At 56.1% G+C, this 18,469-nt stretch carries 18 protein-coding genes and 1 tRNA gene; 5 read left to right on the top strand and 14 right to left on the bottom strand.

The window, feature by feature from the left end; all coding sequences use genetic code 11:
- Positions 1-12: 12 nt before the first annotated feature.
- From msrQ to MWU55_RS04080, 3 genes are all read right to left on the bottom strand, one after another.
- Complete coding sequence (msrQ, locus tag MWU55_RS04090; protein WP_246934460.1) at positions 13-654, bottom strand: protein-methionine-sulfoxide reductase heme-binding subunit MsrQ; 642 nt, start codon at positions 652-654, stop codon at positions 13-15.
- On the bottom strand, positions 654-1,562 hold the full coding sequence (gene msrP / locus MWU55_RS04085; RefSeq protein ID WP_246934459.1) for a protein-methionine-sulfoxide reductase catalytic subunit MsrP: 909 nt from the start codon (positions 1,560-1,562) through the stop codon (positions 654-656). The genes msrQ and msrP overlap by 1 nt, the downstream gene beginning before the upstream one ends.
- A 99-nt stretch (positions 1,563-1,661) precedes the next feature.
- Complete coding sequence (locus MWU55_RS04080; RefSeq protein WP_246934457.1) at positions 1,662-3,152, bottom strand: FMN-binding glutamate synthase family protein; 1,491 nt, start codon at positions 3,150-3,152, stop codon at positions 1,662-1,664.
- A 357-nt stretch (positions 3,153-3,509) separates the two neighbouring features.
- Here MWU55_RS04080 and MWU55_RS04075 point away from each other — a divergent pair, with 357 nt between their 5' ends.
- The gene (locus tag MWU55_RS04075; protein ID WP_246934456.1) at positions 3,510-3,743 is read left to right on the top strand and encodes an EF-hand domain-containing protein; all 234 of its coding nucleotides are present in this window, start codon (positions 3,510-3,512) and stop codon (positions 3,741-3,743) included.
- 181 nt (positions 3,744-3,924) lie between these two features.
- On the opposite strand, the gene MWU55_RS04070 is transcribed toward MWU55_RS04075, so the two are convergent.
- Together MWU55_RS04070 and clpB are read right to left on the bottom strand one after the other, a co-directional pair.
- Entirely contained in the window at positions 3,925-4,164 is a 240-nt protein-coding gene (locus MWU55_RS04070) for a hypothetical protein (RefSeq protein ID WP_246934454.1), read from the bottom strand.
- Between the two features lie 136 nt (positions 4,165-4,300).
- A complete protein-coding gene (clpB, locus tag MWU55_RS04065) occupies positions 4,301-6,916 on the bottom strand; it encodes an ATP-dependent chaperone ClpB (RefSeq protein ID WP_246934453.1) in 2,616 nt (871 codons plus the stop codon).
- 178 nt (positions 6,917-7,094) lie between these two features.
- Here clpB and pyrF point away from each other — a divergent pair, with 178 nt between their 5' ends.
- Positions 7,095-7,790 (top strand): orotidine-5'-phosphate decarboxylase, encoded by a 696-nt coding sequence (pyrF, locus tag MWU55_RS04060; RefSeq protein ID WP_246934451.1) that lies wholly within the window; start codon positions 7,095-7,097, stop codon positions 7,788-7,790.
- 59 nt (positions 7,791-7,849) lie between these two features.
- Here pyrF and MWU55_RS04055 read toward each other — a convergent pair whose 3' ends face one another.
- From MWU55_RS04055 to MWU55_RS04045, 3 genes are read right to left on the bottom strand one after another with little or no spacing between them, the layout of a single operon-like run.
- On the bottom strand, positions 7,850-8,119 hold the full coding sequence (locus MWU55_RS04055; protein ID WP_246934449.1) for a hypothetical protein: 270 nt from the start codon (positions 8,117-8,119) through the stop codon (positions 7,850-7,852).
- Complete coding sequence (locus tag MWU55_RS04050) at positions 8,119-9,006, bottom strand: SPFH domain-containing protein (protein ID WP_246934448.1); 888 nt, start codon at positions 9,004-9,006, stop codon at positions 8,119-8,121. The genes MWU55_RS04055 and MWU55_RS04050 overlap by 1 nt, the downstream gene beginning before the upstream one ends.
- Positions 9,007-9,064: 58 nt before the next feature.
- Entirely contained in the window at positions 9,065-9,499 is a 435-nt protein-coding gene (locus MWU55_RS04045; protein ID WP_246934447.1) for an NUDIX hydrolase, read from the bottom strand.
- 52 nt (positions 9,500-9,551) lie between these two features.
- On the opposite strand from MWU55_RS04045, the gene MWU55_RS04040 reads away from it, so the two are divergent.
- Positions 9,552-10,805 (top strand): DNA polymerase IV, encoded by a 1,254-nt coding sequence (locus MWU55_RS04040; protein ID WP_246934446.1) that lies wholly within the window; start codon positions 9,552-9,554, stop codon positions 10,803-10,805.
- 5 nt (positions 10,806-10,810) lie between these two features.
- Here the strand turns inward: MWU55_RS04040 and MWU55_RS04035 are convergent, their stop codons facing one another.
- Entirely contained in the window at positions 10,811-11,671 is an 861-nt protein-coding gene (locus tag MWU55_RS04035) for an N-formylglutamate amidohydrolase (protein ID WP_246934445.1), read from the bottom strand.
- A 154-nt stretch (positions 11,672-11,825) separates the two neighbouring features.
- Between MWU55_RS04035 and MWU55_RS04030 the strand changes: the two genes are divergently transcribed.
- Both MWU55_RS04030 and ykgO read left to right on the top strand, forming a co-directional pair.
- Positions 11,826-11,900 (top strand) — tRNA-Val (locus tag MWU55_RS04030).
- 81 nt (positions 11,901-11,981) lie between these two features.
- The gene (gene ykgO / locus MWU55_RS04025; protein WP_039685556.1) at positions 11,982-12,107 is read left to right on the top strand and encodes a type B 50S ribosomal protein L36; all 126 of its coding nucleotides are present in this window, start codon (positions 11,982-11,984) and stop codon (positions 12,105-12,107) included.
- A gap of 73 nt (positions 12,108-12,180) precedes the next feature.
- Here ykgO and MWU55_RS04020 read toward each other — a convergent pair whose 3' ends face one another.
- From MWU55_RS04020 to MWU55_RS04000, 5 genes are all read right to left on the bottom strand, one after another.
- Positions 12,181-13,641, bottom strand: a complete 1,461-nt coding sequence (locus tag MWU55_RS04020) for a peptidoglycan-binding protein (protein WP_246934444.1) — start codon at positions 13,639-13,641, stop codon at positions 12,181-12,183.
- 153 nt (positions 13,642-13,794) lie between these two features.
- Positions 13,795-15,015 carry a phenylacetate--CoA ligase family protein gene (locus MWU55_RS04015; protein ID WP_246934443.1) on the bottom strand — a complete coding sequence of 407 codons (1,221 nt, stop codon included), beginning with the start codon at positions 15,013-15,015 and terminating at the stop codon, positions 13,795-13,797.
- Between the two features lie 79 nt (positions 15,016-15,094).
- Positions 15,095-15,919, bottom strand: a complete 825-nt coding sequence (locus MWU55_RS04010) for an ABC transporter ATP-binding protein (RefSeq protein WP_246934442.1) — start codon at positions 15,917-15,919, stop codon at positions 15,095-15,097.
- Positions 15,920-15,997: 78 nt separating this feature from the next.
- A complete protein-coding gene (locus MWU55_RS04005; RefSeq protein ID WP_246934440.1) occupies positions 15,998-17,284 on the bottom strand; it encodes an ABC transporter substrate-binding protein in 1,287 nt (428 codons plus the stop codon).
- A 108-nt stretch (positions 17,285-17,392) separates the two neighbouring features.
- Complete coding sequence (locus MWU55_RS04000) at positions 17,393-18,469, bottom strand: branched-chain amino acid ABC transporter permease (protein WP_246934439.1); 1,077 nt, start codon at positions 18,467-18,469, stop codon at positions 17,393-17,395.

The raw sequence follows: 18,469 nt of genomic DNA, 5'->3' as shown, positions 1-18,469 counted from the left end.
GCTTGCCAGGTTCTAAGCAGGATTGGCTGAATCGCGGGTCGGCAAATCACGCGCACGCTGTTTTCGGCGCGAGTCATATACTCGCCAGCCCAGAAGCGAGAGAATGACGGCCATATATAGAAGTGACTCCAGCTCCCACGTCTTGCCAACCATAATGTAGTGAATGCCGCCCAGCGCCGCGCTTGGGTAGACCAGCTTATGAAGCTTGCGCCACCGTGGCCCCAACTTGCGGACAGACATATTGTTCGAAGTGATCGCCAAAGGCGTCATCAGAATGAATGCCGCCATGCCCACAGTAATGTAGGGCCGCTTGACGATGTCCTTCCAGATCTCGGACAGGATCTGAACATCCAGAACGAGCCACACCAAAAGATGCGCCGAGACAAAGTAGAAGGTCAGAACACCGATGGCCCGCCGAAAACGGATCAGGTTGATACCGATAATTGACCTGAGTGGCGTGATCGCCAACCCGAAAATCAGGGCCTGAAGACCCAGCTCGCCCAGCTCGTGCTCAAGTGACTTGACCGGGTCGATGCCTATTGCACCGCTTACTGCCAAGTAAAACAACCAAGCAGGCCACAGCAGGCCCGCCGCATAGACACCCCAAACCGGCACCTTACGCGCAGCAGTATTGATGTGATCAACGACACCCATCAGAAATTCTTGGCCAGATCCATGCCAGAGTACAGGCCCGCGACTTCTTGTTCGTAGCCATTGAACATCAAAGTCTCTTTGCGCTTGGCAAACACCCCACCACCAATCGTGCGCTCGGTGGCTTGTGACCAGCGTGGGTGGCTGACCTCGGGGTTAACGTTCGAATAGAATCCATACTCGCGCGGCTGCAACATGTTCCATGTGGTTTGCGGCTGCTTATCGGTCAGTGTGACGCGCACAATCGACTTGATCGATTTGAACCCGTATTTCCACGGCACCACCAGACGCAACGGCGCACCGTTTTGCTTCGGCATGGGCTTGTCATAAATGCCGGTCGCCATAATGGTCAGCGGGTGCATCGCCTCGTCCAGACGCAGGCCTTCGCGATACGGCCACTCGATATTGACCGAGCGGATGCCCGGCATCTCTTCTTCGCGCACAAGCGTTTCAAACGCCACATACTTCGCGCCGGATTGCACGCCCGCCATTTTCAGAAGCTGGTTCAGCTCGAATCCATACCACGGGATCACCATCGACCAGGCCTCAACACAGCGGAAACGATAGATACGTTCCTCTTGCGTGACGGCCTTCAGAATATCCTCAAGCCCATAGCTGCCCGGTTTGTCGACCATGCCATCTATCTGAACAGACCAAGGGTCAATCGTCAGACGATGGGCATTACGTGCAGGATCTTCTTTGCCTGTGCCAAACTCATAAAAGTTGTTGTAGCCCGAGATCTCTTCAAACGTATTTGGTTCAGCATCGGTCGAATACTTCGACGCACCCAACGCCGGGCCGATTGCCATGCCGGCAAACAACCCTGCGGCCCCACCCATCAACTGGCGGCGATTCATATAGTCCGCTTTGGGCGTCACATCCGAATATTTCAGCACATTCTTATAGGCCATCGCGGGCACCTCGTCTTTTGATCTTATTCTGATCTAAGATGCCGAGCGCACAAAGCCAAAGCACAATGGCTCACGTCCGCGCCAGAGGATTGTAACAATTCACTCTGCCGGCAACTGGACCGAGGGATAGATTTCGTTCATAGGCACCGACCGCCCGTTGTCCTGCATCAATCGCACGTGACGGCGACGCATCTGGCGGGGTTCAGCCACCCCGACGGAATGCGCGATGGTTTCGACCTCTTTCACGATACCTTTGGCATAGCGCGCGACCTTTATGCATTTGTCCTCCGGAACCAAACCTTTCTGAAAACGGGGATCGTGCGTGGTAATGCCTGTCGGGCAGGTGTTCTTGTTGCACTTCAGCGCCTGAATGCAGCCAAGCGAGAACATGAAACCGCGCGCCGAGACGACAAAATCCGCTCCAGCGCAAATCGCCCAGGCCACATCACCCGGATTGACCAGTTTACCTGACGCCACGATCCTGATCCGATCGTGCAGCCCATGTTTGTCCCGCAGATCAACGATCAGCGGCAGAGCTTCGCGGATGGGCATGCCAACCAAATCCATCAGCGGCATGGGGGCAGCCCCGGTCCCCCCTTCGCCGCCATCAATCGTAATGAAGTCAGGTGCGGCGTCGGGACCGCGCGCCGTGATCCGGTCAAACAAATCCTCGAAGGGTTGGGTCGCACCCACAACAGTTTTAAACCCGACTGGTTTCCCGGTGACCTCACGAATGTGGGCCAACATGTCCAGCAAATCATCCCAATCATCAATCTCAGGATGCCGGTTAGGCGAGATCGAGGCCTCACCCTCGCGAATGCCTCGAATATCGGCAATCTCGGGCGACACCTTCTCGGCGGGCAGAATACCACCCTTGCCCGGCTTCGCCCCCTGCGCCAGTTTCAATTCGAACAACTTAACCTCGGGATGCCCCGCAGCCTCGCGCAATTTGTCATCCGAGAGATTCCCATCGTGATCACGCACACCATATTTCGCCGTGCCAATTTGGAACACGATGTCACCACCGCCTGTCAGATGAAACGGGGACATGCCGCCCTCTCCGGTATTCATCCACACACCGGCCTTGGCGGTGCCGATAGACAAAGCCTCGATCGCGGGCCGCGATAAGGCACCATAGCTCATTCCGGACAGATTAAAGATGGACCGCGCCTCATAAGGCGAACGCGCGTTGGGGCCGACAATCATAGGTGCAGTTTGCGCGAACTGATTGTCCAAAGGTGGAAATGCGGCATTCACGAAAACCGGCGTTCCCACCACATTCAGGTTCCGGGTCGATCCAAAGGCCAAGGTATTGCTGTGCCCGGCCGCTGTATGTTCGACCCAATGACGTTGCGCGCGGTTGAAGGGCAGTTCTTCACGATCCATCGCAAAGAAATACTGTCTGAAGAATTCACCTAGATTTGAGAACAACGCCCGGAAACGCCCAATCACCGGATAGTTCCTGCGCACCGCATCATGTGTTTGGAACCGATCAACAAGAAACAGCACAATGATAACCGCCAGCAAAACGCCAACTGCAAATATCAAAACCTGCGCCAAAAGCTCGATCGCCCAGAACATCGACTGCATCACATTTCCTCCGTGTTGGCCGCAAGTGTAACGCGCTGATCCGTGGGGGAAAGACACAGATGCTGACTTTTACGTTGAGGGGATTCGGCGGTGGCGATTTCCGCTTACTCCAGCACACGGGGATTGTTGGGCAATGCCTTGCCGAAAACCCGTTCAAGGGTCGGTGGAGCCCCGCTTTCGACCGCATCCGATGTTTGCACGTGCCGATCTTCGCCTATCGGTAGATATGAAAATCGCAATGCTCTGCCGGTTTCATACGTTTTCTCGATTGCCCCTGCATCCCACAGATCGCCGTGTTGTCTTGCCCCTGCGTTTACTCAAGCGCAACAGACATAATCCTAACTCATGGAGCTACACATGAAACTCGCAACACTGACCAGCGTCATCGTAATGACCGCAGCAACCGCCGCTTTTGCCGAAGGCATTGATGCCGATGGTGACGGTGTGGTGACGGTAGATGAAGCCGTTGCAATGCACCCGGACCTGACGCCCGAGGCGTTTTCGACCGCAGATGCCAATGATGATGGCGTGCTGGACGCCGAGGAACTGGCCGCTGCACTGGAAGCTGGCCTCATCCCGAACGAAACCTGATCTTCAGCCCACCACTCACAAAAGTAAGCGCCCGCCGGTGGAAATCGGCGGGCGTGTTTTTTTGCGAATCTGTGAGCAGTGGTTGAGTAACACCGCAACATTGCGGGAACCTTTCCTAGGCCTACCTTGGCTTTGCGGGACGAACCGGGCCTTCGCGAGCGTAGGCGAAGGCCGAACTTAATCAGTATTCGTCTTCTTCATTTCTGCGCATCAGAAAGAAAGCGGCCAAAAGGATACCAAAGACAGCGAGGCCAATTGAGGTCTCGAACACGCCAAACTTCTCAGTCGCAGACGTTACCATACCCCTCAGGGCGCGGGTCTTGCTTGAGCCGCCGTCGCCACCTGGAAACGTATCGGTAAAAACGGCGTAACTGAGCCAGCCAAATAGGCCGAGAACGATTGCTGCTTGTACGTACTTCATGCGCGTATCCTGCCTTTCCGGATATAGGATGCCTGGAAAATCTGACGAAAATATGATGGCCGCTATGGGCTCGATGCCGCCATTCCACCAAAAAAGTAAGAGCCCGCCGATAAGACGGGCTCATACACTTCTTAAGTCAGTGCACCACCGCATCCTCGGGCGGTTGTCGGTTTGAACTCGACACCCGATCCCCGACCAGCAGCCCGTCGGCCCCGGCGCTGACCGAAATGGTATCTCCATCCATAACATCGCCCGCCAGCAGCATCTCAGCCAATTGGTTCTGAAGTGCCCGTTGAATCACGCGCTTCAGCGGACGTGCGCCAAAGACAGGGTCATAGCCTTCATCGGCCAACCACTTCATGGCTGCTTCATCTAGCTGAAGCGAGATATTGCGGCGGCCCAAACGTTTGGTCAGGCGGCCCAGTTGGATTTCAACGATGCCGTCCATGTCCTCGCGGCTGAGACGATCGAAGATGATCGTTTCATCCAGTCGGTTCAGGAACTCGGGACGGAAATGTGCCCGTACCGCATCCATCACGTCACGCTTCGCGTCCGAGGCATCGGCCCCATCCGGCAGCTGGCTCAGCGCCTGTGCGCCAAGGTTCGACGTCAGGATGATCAGCGTCTGCTTGAAGTCCACGGTGCGTCCCTGCCCGTCGGTCAGGACACCATCGTCCAGAACCTGCAACAACACGTTGAACACGTCTGGGTGCGCCTTCTCGACCTCGTCAAACAGCACGACCTGATAGGGCCGACGCCGCACGGCTTCAGTCAGTACGCCACCTTCGTCATAACCGACATAGCCCGGAGGCGCGCCAATCAGACGGGCGACTGCGTGTTTCTCCATGAATTCGGACATATCGATGCGCACCATCGCGCTGTCGTCATCAAACAGATACTCAGCCACGGCCTTGGTCAGCTCAGTCTTACCCACGCCGGTCGGCCCAAGGAACAAGAACGATCCCAAGGGGCGGTTTTCATCATTCAAACCAGCCCGCGCACGGCGCACCGCGTTGGACAACGCGGTCACAGCCGAGTCCTGCCCAATCACACGACGGCCAAGCTCTTCTTCCATACGCAGAAGCTTCTCGCGCTCGCCTTCCAGCATTTTCGAGGTGGGAATACCTGTCCAACGCTCGACGACCGAGGCAATCTGTTCCGGACGCACGGCCTCTTCAACCATCATGTCGGCCTCAGCGCCTTCGGCTTCCTCGAGCTTTTTCTCAAGCTCAGGGATGACGCCATAAGACAGCTCACCCGCTTTCGCCAGATTGCCTTCACGCTTGGCACCATCCAGTTCGGCACGTGCGCGGTCCAGCTGTTCCTTCAGCTCGCGTGCGCCTTCCAGCTTGTCACGTTCGGACTGCCACTTGGCAGTGAGTGACGCAGACTTTTCATTCAGATCCGACAGTTCGGCCTCGAGCTTCTCAAGCCGTTCTTTCGACGCCTTGTCATCTTCCAGACGCAGCGCTTCGGCCTCGATCTGCATTTGCAGGATCTGACGGTCCAGAGCGTCCAGCTCTTCTGGTTTCGAATCCACTTCCATCCGCAGACGACTGGCGGCCTCGTCCACAAGGTCGATGGCCTTATCCGGCAAGAAACGGTCGGTGATATATCGATGCGACAGGGTCGATGCAGCCACCAAAGCGCTATCCGAAATCCGCACGCCGTGGTGCAGCTCGTATTTTTCTTTGATGCCCCGCAGGATCGAGATCGTGTCCTCGACCGTCGGCTCCTCAACCATCACAGGCTGGAAGCGACGGGCAAGTGCGGCGTCTTTTTCGACATACTTGCGGTATTCATCCAGCGTCGTAGCGCCGACACAGTGAAGCTCACCGCGGGCCAGCGCGGGTTTAATCAGATTGGCCGCATCCATCGCACCATCAGATTTACCGGCGCCCACTAGCGTGTGCATTTCGTCGATGAACAGGATGATTTCGCCGGCAGCATCGGTAACCTCGTTCAGAACCGCCTTCAGACGTTCTTCGAACTCACCGCGGTATTTTGCACCCGCAATCAGCGCACCCATATCCAACGCCATCAGCTTTTTGTTGCGCAGGCTTTCGGGCACGTCGCCATTGATGATACGCAAGGCCAAGCCCTCGGCAATCGCGGTTTTACCTACGCCAGGTTCCCCGATCAAAACCGGGTTATTCTTGGTGCGGCGGCTAAGCACCTGCATAGTGCGGCGAATTTCTTCATCACGCCCAATAATTGGGTCAATTTTGCCTTCCGCGGCAGCCTCGGTCAGGTCGCGCGCGTATTTCGACAGCGCCTCATAGCTGTCTTCGGCACTTGCACTGTCCGCAGTACGGCCTTGGCGCACCTGATTGATGGCCGCGTTCAGCTTCATAGCATCCACGGCACCTGCATCCAACGCTTCACGCGCACCGGATTTCACGACAGCCAAAGCTGTCAGCAGGCGTTCAACCGGCACAAAGCTATCGCCAGCTTTCTTGGCCAGCTTCTGCGCTTCGTCGATCACGCTGGCTGTCTTATTATCCATATAGACCTGAGCCCCATCGCCCGTCACTTTGGACAGCTTGCCAATGGCCGCATCCACAGCCGCGCGTACGCGATCCGGCGCGCCCCCTGCTTTGGTGATCAGGTTGGCGCTCATGCCTTCCTCATCATCCATGAGGGCTTTCAACAAATGTTCGGGTACCAGTCTCTGGTGGTTTTCGCGCATGGCGATGGTCTGTGCAGCCTGAATGAAGCCGCGCGACCGTTCAGTGAACTTCGACAAATCCATGTCACTCTCCTTTTCAAGCGCCCTATTGTTCAGATGCCCGCCCTTGCAGCACATCTTATTGGGCCTCGGGATTAAAATGGGGTTTTGAGGGAGATATTCAAGTCGATTAAGCGCGACAGATTTGCGTTTTTCGCCGCGTAAGCGTAGGAACTCGCCAACCGGAACGGAGACCCCAGACATGACCGATGATCGTTTGATTGTAGCCCTCGATGTGCCCAACGCGCTGGAAGGGCTGAAACTGGCCGAAACGCTTGGCGATGCCGTGAATTTCTACAAGATCGGGTTGGGGATGCTGACCGGCGGCGGGCTGGCCTTGGCGAACGAGCTGAAGGACGAGTTTGGCAAGAAGATATTTCTGGACATGAAGCTTTTCGACATCGGCAATACGGTCGAGGCGGCAGTGCGTGGGCTGGCCCAGTTTGATCTGGATTTCTTAACCGTGCATGGCGACCCGCATGTGGTGCGCGCCGCGGCGGAAGGCAAAGGCGGCAAGGACATGAAGATCCTGGCCGTAACCATCCTGACTTCGCTAGACCGCTCCGATCTGGATGCGGGCCTGATCAAGCCCGGCGACGTGCAGGATCTGGTTCTGGAACGTGCCGCTCGCGCGATGGAGGCCGGTGCCGATGGCGTCATCGCATCGCCGCAAGAGGCTGCGTTAATCCGCGCCCTTCCTGAAGCGGAAGGCAAGCTGATCGTCACCCCCGGCGTACGCCCTGCTGGTGCGGAGCTTGGGGATCAGAAACGTGTGGCAACTCCAGCCCAAGCCATCAAGGACGGGGCCGACCACATTGTGGTTGGCCGCCCGATCCGAAATGCCGCCGACCCACGCGTAGCAGCACAAGCTGTGCTCGCCGAGCTTGCAGCGATCTAAAACAAAACACCCCGCTCGGATCAGAGCGGGGTGTTTTCGTTTCAATAGGTCGGCAGGCCCTACATCTCGTTGATATCGGTGTCCCAGGTTTTGGTCTGTCCTTTACGTACACCAAAGAACAGCCGCAGTCCCAACCATGACAACAGTGACACCGCGCCGAAGATCACCAACAGGATGGGCAGGCTAAGGCTTGCACCGAGCGCCAGAAGCACGCCGACCGCCGTTGCACCAATCGCGAAGCCAAGGAAAATGTAGCCCGGCGCGAGGATTTCGAGGATGACTAGCGCGATCGCCCCACCGATCCACGCCCACCAGACTGACCAAAGCATCACGATTTTCCTTTCAGCATGTTAAACGCATCGCCAAAGGCATCCAGCGCGTTGGCAGGCAGAAGCACGGTCTGCTTCCCTTCTCCTGCGCCCACAGCGGTCAAAGCTTCAACCTGTTTCAGGGCAACCTGGTATTGCGCGGCCTCGATACCGTTTTCCTTGATTGCTTTCGCCACGACTTCGGTCGCATAGGCTTCGGCATCTGCAGAAACACGGCGGGCTTCGGCCTCTTTCTGCGCGGCATAAAGCTCGGCGTCTGCCTGAAGCTCGACGGCGCGACGAGTACCTTCGGCCTCGGTCACTTGCGCACGACGGGCGCGTTCGGCGTTTAGCTGCTGCAACATCGCTTCGCGGGTGGCCGCATCAAGGTTCACGTCCAAAATCTCGGCGCGCGTTACTTCGATACCCCAGTCATCCACGGCGTCTGCCACCTGTTGCTTGATTTGCGAGATCAGCTGCTGGCGGTTGGACTGAACTTCATCCAGCTCCATTTCACCAATGCCGGCACGCACGATGCCCGCCACGGTGGTGGCAATCGCCGCATCTACATCGCGGATTCGATATACCGTCTTTTCCGGCTCAAGAATGCGGTAGAACACACTGGTTTCCACCTGCACCAATACGTTGTCCGAGGTGATCGCATCCTGACTGGCTGTCGGAAGCTGACGCTCAAGGATCGACACCTTGTGGCGCACACGATCCAGAAACGGCACGATAAAGTTAATTCCCGGCCCAAGAACGGACTGTAGGCGGCCGAAACGCTCGACCACGTATTTTTCACTTTGCGGAACGATTTTTACGCCCCGAAGTACAGTAATAACTAGAAATGCGGCCAGCAGTAGCAAAACAATATTGCCGCCGCTCATACCGGTAATAATCTCGTCCATTAAGATTGCCTTTCACTGTCCACGTCTGGTTGATAGATGGGGATGAAATGCCCGAATTTCAACTGCTAATGCGCGAAATCGCCTTTAAACCCACCTGAACTCGCGGCTTGAAATGCGCAATCGCGCGCGGGTCGTTCAGCCAGTCTTCTGGAGTAAAAAAGCGCCAGCATTGGCCCTCGTCTCCCAGCTTTATTTGATCTCGAGCTTCGCTGGGCAAGATGGCCCCGAACCACCATGAATGCCGCCCCGGCTCAAACGGGCTTTCAAAGCGTTTCTTCCAAATCAACTGATCCGGCTCGATGCGCAACGAAAGCTCTTCCTCGGTTTCGCGCAGCACACAGGCTTCCGGGCTCTCGCTGCCCTCTGGTCCGCCACCGGGCAGGTCCCACATGTCGGGAAACGGAATATCTGAACGATCATCCCTTAGAATCGAGACGAGCTTCCCGTCGATCAGCAAAATCAGTTTTGCCCCTATGAAGTCATTGTCGCTCATGGACTGCAGACTAGGCCTGTTCCCTGCGCCCTGCATCCGCTAATTTCGCGCTATGCCGTCGCTTTGCCGTAAATGCCTTACCCAGTTTGACACGGGCCGCCGTTGCCCGTCCTGCCTCAGCCCGCGCGTGCTGTCGCACCCGGAGCTGTTTGACCTGAACATCGCGCATATGGATTGCGACGCCTTCTATGCCTCGGTCGAAAAGCGCGACAACCCGGATCTGGCGGATAAACCGGTGGTCATTGGGGGCGGCAAGCGTGGGGTCGTTTCGACCGCGTGCTATGTCGCACGCATTCGTGGCGTTAAATCTGCAATGCCGATGTTTCAGGCGCTTAAGCTTTGCCCGGACGCCGTGGTGATCCGCCCGCGCGGTAGCCACTATGCCGCCGTTTCCAAACAGATCCGGGCGATGATGGACGAGCTTTCCCCTGCCATCGAACCCCTCTCACTGGACGAAGCCTTTCTGGATATGACCGGAACGGCGCAATTACACGGCGCACCGCCCGCAGTCATGCTTGCGCGGTTGGTGAACCGGATGGAAGATGAATTGGGCCTGACGGGCTCTATCGGGTTAAGCCACAACAAGTTTCTGGCCAAGGTCGCATCTGATCTGGACAAACCACGCGGGTTTTCGGTGATTGGTAAGGCCGAGACGATGGATTTTCTGCGTGACAAGCCCGTGGGTCTGATCTGGGGCGTGGGCGGTGTCAGTCAGGCTCAATTGGACAAAGCTGGTGTCCACACATTCGAAGACCTTCTGCGTTGGGACAAGGAAGATCTGGTGGCTCGTTTCGGAGGCATGGGTGAACGCCTGTGGCATCTGGCGCGTGGGCAAGACAAGCGGCGTGTTTCGGCTCATACACCCATCAAATCGATCTCGAACGAAACCACATTCTTTGAGGATACTGCTGACCTGGATTTGCTGGACGGACACCTTTGGCGCTTGTCCGAGAAAGTCTCGGACCGCGCAAAGGCGCGCGACATGGCTGGGCAGGTGGTGACACTGAAACTGAAACGTGCTGACTTTCGGGCGCTTAGTCGCCAGAGCAATTTAGGCGACATGACGCAATCCGCTGATCGTATTTACCGCACCGCTCGAGCCCTGTTGGACACCGTGTTGGATAACGGGCCATTTCGCCTGATTGGGGTTGGTCTAAGCCATATCGGCCCCGCTACTGAAACCGACGTCACACAAGACCTTCTGGATCCCAATGCTGAAAAGCGGCGTCAGGCCGAAAAAGCAACCGACAAGATACGGTCGCGATTTGGCAAGGATGCAATCATCAAAGGTCGGGGGTTGCGTTAACCACGCTACTCTGCTGCAAGTGCCGTGTCTTGGCGGCCGATCTCAGTAATCTGAGCAATCACAGCTTGCAGTCGTTGCTGCACCTCTACAAATCGATCATTCGGCTTGATTGTCTCTTCATCCATGTAAAGAGACCGGTCAATTTCAATCTGCACAACATGATGCCCGCGATTTGGACGTCCATAATGCTGGGCCATAAACGCACCGGCAAACGGAGTGTTGCGTGCAGTCCTGAAACCAGCGGCTTGGAACGCCACTTCGACGGCATCCACGATGTCAGAACTGGCAGAGGCCCCGAACCGATCGCCCAAGACAACTTCTGGAACCTCCATCTTGGCCCGGCACAAGCTCGACAACGCCTCGTTCGGCATCGAATGACAATCCAGCAAAACGGATTGACCATGTTGGGACAGGCTTTGGTCCATAAGCTGCCGCAGCATGTTGTGATATGGATGCCAATGCGTGTTCAAACGTTTTTGAGCAGCTCCTAATGTCATCTTGCCGCGATAAATCGCACGCCCACCCGCAACGACACGAGGGATCACGCCAAGCCCGGACGAAATACGCGGGTTCAATGTCGTCCGCCGCAACCCCGCAATCAATGCTGGATCAAGCTCATCTGCCCCACGATTCAGATCCACATAAGCACGTGGGGTATTTGCGCACAGAAAGGGGGCGCCGCATTCGGTTGCAAACGCGAAAAGCTGATCGACATAGGCGTCCTCGGAAGATCGGATGGTACGTTCATCCAGAATGGTTTCATTCAGAAATGAAACCTCGTAATTCCGACCGCTATGAGGCGACGCAAAAATGACGCTCGTGTCCCGGAACCTCGGGCGATACAACGAAAATGTCTGATCGAGCATCTTTACCTCCTGCGCTCTTTATAAAGTAAAAATCTCTTGCCAAAAGCCCTTGCGCAGCACTCCGACTCCTTTTATAGGAACCCGAACCGGCGCGGGAATTCCCGCGTCTCGTTGTTTGGATTGGTCTTCGGTGGCTGGTTCAAAGAAGATTTCAGGGCGATTAGCTCAGCGGTAGAGCACTTCGTTGACATCGAAGGGGTCACTGGTTCGATCCCAGTATCGCCCACCATGAACCGCCCGACGGCCATAAGGTCGAAAGGTAAACTGAAGCCAAGGCGCAACCGCAGCGCCGCGTAGAAGGAGAAGGACCATGAAAGTTCGCAACTCGCTCCGCTCGCTGAAAAACCGTCACCGCGATTGCCGCATCGTGCGCCGTAAAGGCCGCGTGTATGTGATCAACAAGACGCAGCGCCGGTTCAAAGCCCGTCAGGGCTAATCGCTTCAGCAGCGTTACAGAAAAAGCCGCCCAGTGGGCGGCTTTTTTGTTCTTACAAATCCGTAACAGCCAATCATCTAGTACCAATGAGCAGTCTTACGAGTGTCGCCTTGTCAACAAACCCAGTAGCTTGAAGACCCCGGCTTTTCTGGAACTGCCGTATGGCTTTGCGTGTTTTTGCATCGAAAGTCCCGTCGGCAATACCGGGATTGATACCTAGTTTGGCCAGGCGGGTTTCAACGAACAATCGCATCTGCGAATTCTTTACCACCTTCTTCTCGACCGCCAGAGCAGCCTTACGCGCTTGCTTCTGCTTCAGCTCTGCAACTCTCTTACTGGCAAGCTCTGCAAAGTCACCTTTCGGGTAGCCTTTAAGATAAGCTTGGTAAGACTTGATCGAATTTGCCTGCTTTGCTTTGTTCCAAGCTTGCCGCTCTTTTTCACCAAGGCTCGATTCAGAGCTCTGCTCCCATTCATCCAGCTTGGTCTGCGCTTGTTCCGCATACAGGCCATCCGGGTAGCGCTTCAGATAGGCAAACAAACCGCGCACATCACCGTTTTTCCCGGTCTGATCCCAGTAATCGCGGTCTTCTTTCTCGAGTGCTTCCTGACGCTTACGCGCTTCTTCCTCAAGGATTGCTGCGCGTTTGTCGGCCATAGATCCCAACAAACGGATCTGCCGTAGGTTCAAAAAACCACTTTCCTTTTTACCGGCATCTCGCTGCCAATCCGTAATGGCAGCCCGCGTTCCACGCCCGAAAATTCCGTCAATTGATCCTGGGTCGAAGCCAAGCAGAGCCAAATCGCGCTGAACATTTCGACGGTCGTTGCGTGTCAAATTCAGCTCGCGTTCTGCCCGCTCGGCCTTAGAGACTTCAGGTTTCGTGAACGGAGAGAAATCAGATAGGTGACCATAGGGTGTCACAGCCGGATACCGCGCACGCAATCTACTTGCCATACGCGCCCCTTCGGCCAAGGCAACCCGATCAACATAGCGCGCCAATCTGTTTGCTGGGCCAACCAGAACCGTCACACCTTCAGGGGCATCGATCTCGCCAATCCCGGGTGTTAATCCGTGGCCAAGCTCAGTTCCCTCGCCTTGAGGCGCAAGCAAAACCAAAGCGCTTTCCGGGAAGTCTGAAGCCGTGTTCAAAATGGCGCTCAGCGGTACCGCTGTTGCCCCGATGCTAAGATCAGATGGCACATCACCATAACGTGTGATCAGCCACGTTTCCTCGCCATCCGTTGCAAATCGACCTGCAAGCATAATCAAAATGCGCTCGGCGTCTTGAGCATCTTCGCGAAACTCCGCGATGCTATCCCAAGTGTTCTCGGCCCGTTCGGATTCGCTGAGCTGAAGGTCAAATCCCGCTTGATCCAAGCGATCCACAAGCATGTCACTACCCTCCACACCCGATACATCGTCATAGTAGCGATAGTCTTCTTGTGAAACGATCAGCGCTGCATCCCGAGCGCTAGCCTGTGTTGCAGCGCCCAAAAGCGCGGCAATTACGATAGTTTTCCGAATGTTCATACTGAATGCCTCCACCAAACTAAAGCGCCCGAAAGCGCCTTTCTTAAACATAGTGGCGGCATTCCCGATTATCTCAAAGGGGAAAACAACTCAGTTATCAGCCCTGAAGCCCGAAGGGCTGGCCAAACAAGGATTTGGCCAGTGCTCCTAAGATCAGTCGTAGACGCGTTGATCATCGATGACGATGCCATCATTGGGCAGGCTGCCCGGTGCGACCAGTTCGATTTTGCCTTTCAGCTTCAACGTCTCCGCGACGGATTTGGCATAGGCGTCCACATTGCCACCGTCAGCTTCGACTTTCACGGTCATGGCGTCCATCTCGCCTTCACGCGTGGCAACCACACGCGCCTTCGAGATCTCGGCGTGTTTGGAAACGAAATCCGCGACCTGCTCGGGGCGCACAAACATGCCCTTGATCTTGGCGGTCTGATCAGCGCGTCCCATCCAGCCCTTGATCCGCATGTTGGTGCGACCACAGGGGCTGACGCCCGGTAGCACAGCCGACAGATCGCCAGTGGCAAAGCGGATCAGTGGATAATCAGGGTTCAGCGTGGTCACAACAACCTCGCCCACTTCGCCCGGCGCAACGGGGTCGCCTGTGCCGGGACGCACGATCTCGACGATCACGCCCTCATCCACAATCATGCCTTCCATAGCGTCGCTTTCATAAGCAACATTTCCTAGATCGGCCGTCGCATAGCTTTGCAGGCAGGTGATGCCGCGATCTGCATATTCCTGACGCAGGCTGGGGAACAGCGCCCCACCGCCAACGGCAGCTTTCGTGATTTTCAGCTTCACGCCATCTGCATCAGCACGATCTAGAATGATTTTCAGGTAATCCGGCGTACCTGCATAAGCAGTGGTGCCAATGTCGGCAGCCGCACGCACTTGCAGTTCTGTCTGACCAACGCCAGCAGGCACAACAGCCGCCCCGACAGCGCGCGCACCGTTTTCAAAGATCATGCCAGCCGGGGTCAGATGATACCCAAAGCAGTTCTGAACAATGTCACCCTTGCCGATGCCACAGGCACTCAAGAAACGCCCCATGCGCCACCAATCATGTCCCACACCACCGGGTTCGTAAATCGGGCCGGGGCTTTGGAAGATATGTGCAAACTCGTGGGTTGGCAGTGCTCCGAACCCACCCAGCGGACCGCTGGCTGCCTGAGCTTTGCCGATCTCGGATTTGCGCAGCACCGGCAACTTCGCCAGCACCCCAGACGAGGTCACGCTTGCCGCATCTACATCCGCCAGAAGGCTTGCATATCCGGGCAGCGCTTTCGCGCGGGCAATCTGTTCGGGCAAAGCGGCCGAAATGCCTGCTGTGCGTTCATCTTCCGAGCGGGTCTCGAGCGCGTCAAAATAATTGGACATGAGCATAGCCTCTGTCTGCGCCGACGGAGATCGGCGGTTTAATCATGAATAATTGGGTCGCCATGGATGGCGGGCTAGATTAGGCCAGCCAACGCTTACGGCGGCGGTACGAGCGCACATCGCGGAAGCTCTTACGACCTTCATCCGACATACCCAGGTAGAATTCTTTAACGTCAGGATTCTCGCGAAGTTCGGCGGCGGGACCGTCCATCACGATGCGACCGTTTTCGAGGATGTAACCATAGTGCGCATATTTCAGAGCCACGTTGGTGTTTTGTTCAGCCAGCAGGAAGGTCACGCCCTGCTCTTCATTCAGACGTTTCACAATCTCAAAGATCTGCTCCACCAGCTGTGGGGCCAGACCCATCGATGGTTCGTCCAAAAGGATCATCTCCGGGTTCGACATCAGCGCGCGGCCCATGGCCACCATCTGTTGTTCACCACCCGAGGTGTAACCAGCCTGCGACTTGCGGCGTTCCGCCAAGCGCGGGAAGTATTCGTAGACCATTTCCAGATCTTTAGCGATTGCAGCGCGACCATCGGTGCGTGTGTAAGCGCCAGTCAGAAGGTTTTCTTCCACAGTCAGGTGCTCAAAACAGTGACGGCCTTCCATCACCTGAATGACACCACGCTTCACCAGATCGGATGGGTTTAGTTCGGCGATGTTTTCGCCCATGTGGTCGATCGTACCTTTGGTCACCTCACCGCGTTCTGCCTGAAGCAGGTTCGAAATCGCCTTAAGGGTCGTGGTCTTCCCTGCCCCGTTACCACCAAGCAATGCGGTGATACCGCCCTTGGGAACAGACAGGCTTACGCCTTTCAGCACGAGGATCACGTGATTGTAGATGACCTCGATATTGTTGACCTCAAGCAGGGTCTCGTCGGTCTTTGCAGCGTCCAGCATATCAGGTCGTCCTGTTTGAATTCGTTTCGTAGGGGTCGTCCGGGCCCGAAGGCCCGGACGTTTCCGTATCAAGACGGCTTAGTTACAGCGCTCGGTGATGTTGTTTTCCGAAGCATATGCAGCCGAGTCAGCGTCGATCAGCGGCTGGATCACATCCATGTCCGAACCACCGAAGTCAGAGATCAGCTTCCACGAACCGGCAGCAGCGTCCCATTGCTGGATCGCACCGGTACCCGGGCCACCGTGGTTTTCACAGCTAACTGTGAACGAGGGGCCAAAGCCGCCCATGCCCAGCTCGACCATACGCTCTTCGGTGATCTCCAGTGCTTCCATACCGTCACGCATTTGCGCTGCGGTGATATCGGCAGTGCCATGGATTTCCTGAGCTGTCTTGGCGGCTTCAGCCAGCAACATCGCGGCGTAAACACCACGGTTGTAGATCGCTTTACCGATGTTGTCGCCAGCACCAGCAGCCTTGCCAGAATCCACTACATATTTCTGGATGTCACCAAAGACCGGATAGTCGTCACCAACACCGTGGAAGGTAACAGCCTTATAACCGTTCGACTTGTCGCCAGCCGGCGTCACGTCATGGTCACCACCTGACCACCATACGCCGATGAAGTTTTCCATCGGGAAGCGGATGTTTGCGGCTTCCTGAATGGCAACCTGGTTCATAACGCCCCAGCCCCACATCAGGACATTGTCAGGCTTCTCACGGCGGATCTGCAGCCACTGAGCTTTCTGTTCCTGACCGGGGTGATCAACTGGGATCGCCAGAAGTTCGAAACCGTGCTTTTCGGCCAGACCTTCCAAGGTGCGGATCGGCTCTTTGCCGTAAGCAGAGTTGTGATAAACCAGAGCAATTTTCTTGCCCTTGATGTCGCCACCGTTGATTTCCAGCAGGTGGTTCACAGCCAACGAAGCCGCGTTCCAGTAGTTGGCCGGGAAGTTAAAGACGTTCGAGAACACTTTACCGTTTGCAGCCGAGGTACGACCGTAACCGGGGGTGTACAGCGGGATGTTGTCAGCGGTCACTTTGGGGATCAGCTGGTAGGTGATGCCAGTCGACAGCGGGTTATAGACAAGTGCGCCCTGACCTTTGGTCGATTCATAGCATTCAACACCCTTTTCGGTGTTGTAGGCGGTTTCACACTCGGGCACCTGGATGGCAACGCCACCGATGCCACCGTCACGTTCGTTCAGCAGGGTGAAGTAATCGGCAAAACCGTCTGCGTAAGGAATGCCGCCAGCAGCGTAAGGGCCGGTGCGGTAAGACAGCGACGGGAACACCAGGTCAGCAAGAACCGGGGTTGCCACCATAAGGGCCGTAACACTGGCCGCGGCGATTTTCGTAAATTTCATTTGCTTCCTCCCTAGATTAGCAAATTTCTGTGCCCGTTATGGGTCACGTTGGTTAAACCCTGCGCGCCGTCTCCTCGTGACGCGCAGGATGTTGGAGTGCATGGGCCCTTAGTGCGGGAAGGGCCACAAGCGTAGTTTTTCTTTCGTCAGGCGCCACAGTTGCGCCAAGCCATGTGGCTCAAGGATCAAGAAGATCACAATCAATCCGCCAACCACCATGAACTCAAGGTGAGCTGCCAGATCGGTTGGCCATCCAAGACCACCCACCAGCACGTTCTTCAGAAGTACGGGCAACAGTACCATGAAAGCCGCGCCCGCAAAGGATCCGAAGATCGATCCCAGACCACCGATGATGATCATGAAGAGGATCAGGAACGACTTGGCGATACCAAAGCTTTCGCCAGCCTCGGCAGCCCCAAGATAAACTGCAAAGAACAGAGCGCCAGCGACACCAACGAAGAAGGACGATACTGCGAATGCAGTCAGCTTGGCCATCAGCGGGTTCACCCCGATGATCTCGGCCGCGATGTCCATATCACGGATGCCCATCCACTTACGCCCCATCATGCCGCGAGTCAGGTTGCGCGCAACCCATGCCAGCACCACAACGAAGACAAGACAGATCATATATTTTGCCCAAGCTTCAGTATTAGGGCCTGTAACGATCACGCCAAAGACAGAACGCTCTGGTGCGTTGATCTGACCCGATGCCGAGTAGTTGTAGAACCACGGCACCTTGTTGAAGACCCATACAAGGAAGAACTGAGCGGCAAGCGTGGCCACCGCCAGATAGAACCCCTTGATGCGCAACGACGGCAGACCGAACAGCACACCAACCACGGCGGTGATGCCACCGGCCAGCAGAACGTGGATCACGATCGAGACGTCAGGGAAGGCAACCATCAGCTTGTAGACCGCATAAGCGCCCACAGCCATGAACCCGCCCGTCCCCAGCGACACCTGACCGGCATACCCGGTCAGAATGTTCAGGCCCAGCGCCGCGATCGCGTAGATCAGGAATGGCGCAAAGACCGAGTTCACCCAGTAGTCATTCACGAAGAACGGAACGACGCAGAAGGCCACGAACATCACGATATAGTAGCCCATCCGATCAAGACGGATCGGGAAGGTCTGGTTGTCGTCTTTGTAGGACGTTTTGAAATCACCGGCTTCACGGTAGAACAT

It is taken from the genome of Aliiroseovarius sp. F20344 (assembly GCF_023016155.1).
Taxonomy (GTDB): Bacteria; Pseudomonadota; Alphaproteobacteria; order Rhodobacterales; family Rhodobacteraceae; genus Aliiroseovarius.
Note: the sequence above shows the minus strand (reverse complement) of the source record. Positions and strands in the feature narration are given on the sequence as shown.

Coding starts and splice junctions, on each gene's coding strand:
- msrQ (WP_246934460.1), bottom strand. CDS start 654: ATGGGTGTCGTTGATCACATCAATACTGCTGCGCGTAAGGTGCCGGTT.
- msrP (WP_246934459.1), bottom strand. CDS start 1,562: ATGGCCTATAAGAATGTGCTGAAATATTCGGATGTGACGCCCAAAGCG.
- MWU55_RS04080 (WP_246934457.1), bottom strand. CDS start 3,152: ATGCAGTCGATGTTCTGGGCGATCGAGCTTTTGGCGCAGGTTTTGATA.
- MWU55_RS04075 (WP_246934456.1), top strand. CDS start 3,510: ATGAAACTCGCAACACTGACCAGCGTCATCGTAATGACCGCAGCAACC.
- MWU55_RS04070 (WP_246934454.1), bottom strand. CDS start 4,164: ATGAAGTACGTACAAGCAGCAATCGTTCTCGGCCTATTTGGCTGGCTC.
- clpB (WP_246934453.1), bottom strand. CDS start 6,916: ATGGATTTGTCGAAGTTCACTGAACGGTCGCGCGGCTTCATTCAGGCT.
- pyrF (WP_246934451.1), top strand. CDS start 7,095: ATGACCGATGATCGTTTGATTGTAGCCCTCGATGTGCCCAACGCGCTG.
- MWU55_RS04055 (WP_246934449.1), bottom strand. CDS start 8,119: ATGCTTTGGTCAGTCTGGTGGGCGTGGATCGGTGGGGCGATCGCGCTA.
- MWU55_RS04050 (WP_246934448.1), bottom strand. CDS start 9,006: ATGGACGAGATTATTACCGGTATGAGCGGCGGCAATATTGTTTTGCTA.
- MWU55_RS04045 (WP_246934447.1), bottom strand. CDS start 9,499: ATGAGCGACAATGACTTCATAGGGGCAAAACTGATTTTGCTGATCGAC.
- MWU55_RS04040 (WP_246934446.1), top strand. CDS start 9,552: ATGCCGTCGCTTTGCCGTAAATGCCTTACCCAGTTTGACACGGGCCGC.
- MWU55_RS04035 (WP_246934445.1), bottom strand. CDS start 11,671: ATGCTCGATCAGACATTTTCGTTGTATCGCCCGAGGTTCCGGGACACG.
- ykgO (WP_039685556.1), top strand. CDS start 11,982: ATGAAAGTTCGCAACTCGCTCCGCTCGCTGAAAAACCGTCACCGCGAT.
- MWU55_RS04020 (WP_246934444.1), bottom strand. CDS start 13,641: ATGAACATTCGGAAAACTATCGTAATTGCCGCGCTTTTGGGCGCTGCA.
- MWU55_RS04015 (WP_246934443.1), bottom strand. CDS start 15,015: ATGTCCAATTATTTTGACGCGCTCGAGACCCGCTCGGAAGATGAACGC.
- MWU55_RS04010 (WP_246934442.1), bottom strand. CDS start 15,919: ATGCTGGACGCTGCAAAGACCGACGAGACCCTGCTTGAGGTCAACAAT.
- MWU55_RS04005 (WP_246934440.1), bottom strand. CDS start 17,284: ATGAAATTTACGAAAATCGCCGCGGCCAGTGTTACGGCCCTTATGGTG.
- MWU55_RS04000 (WP_246934439.1), bottom strand. CDS start 18,469: ATGTTCTACCGTGAAGCCGGTGATTTCAAAACGTCCTACAAAGACGAC.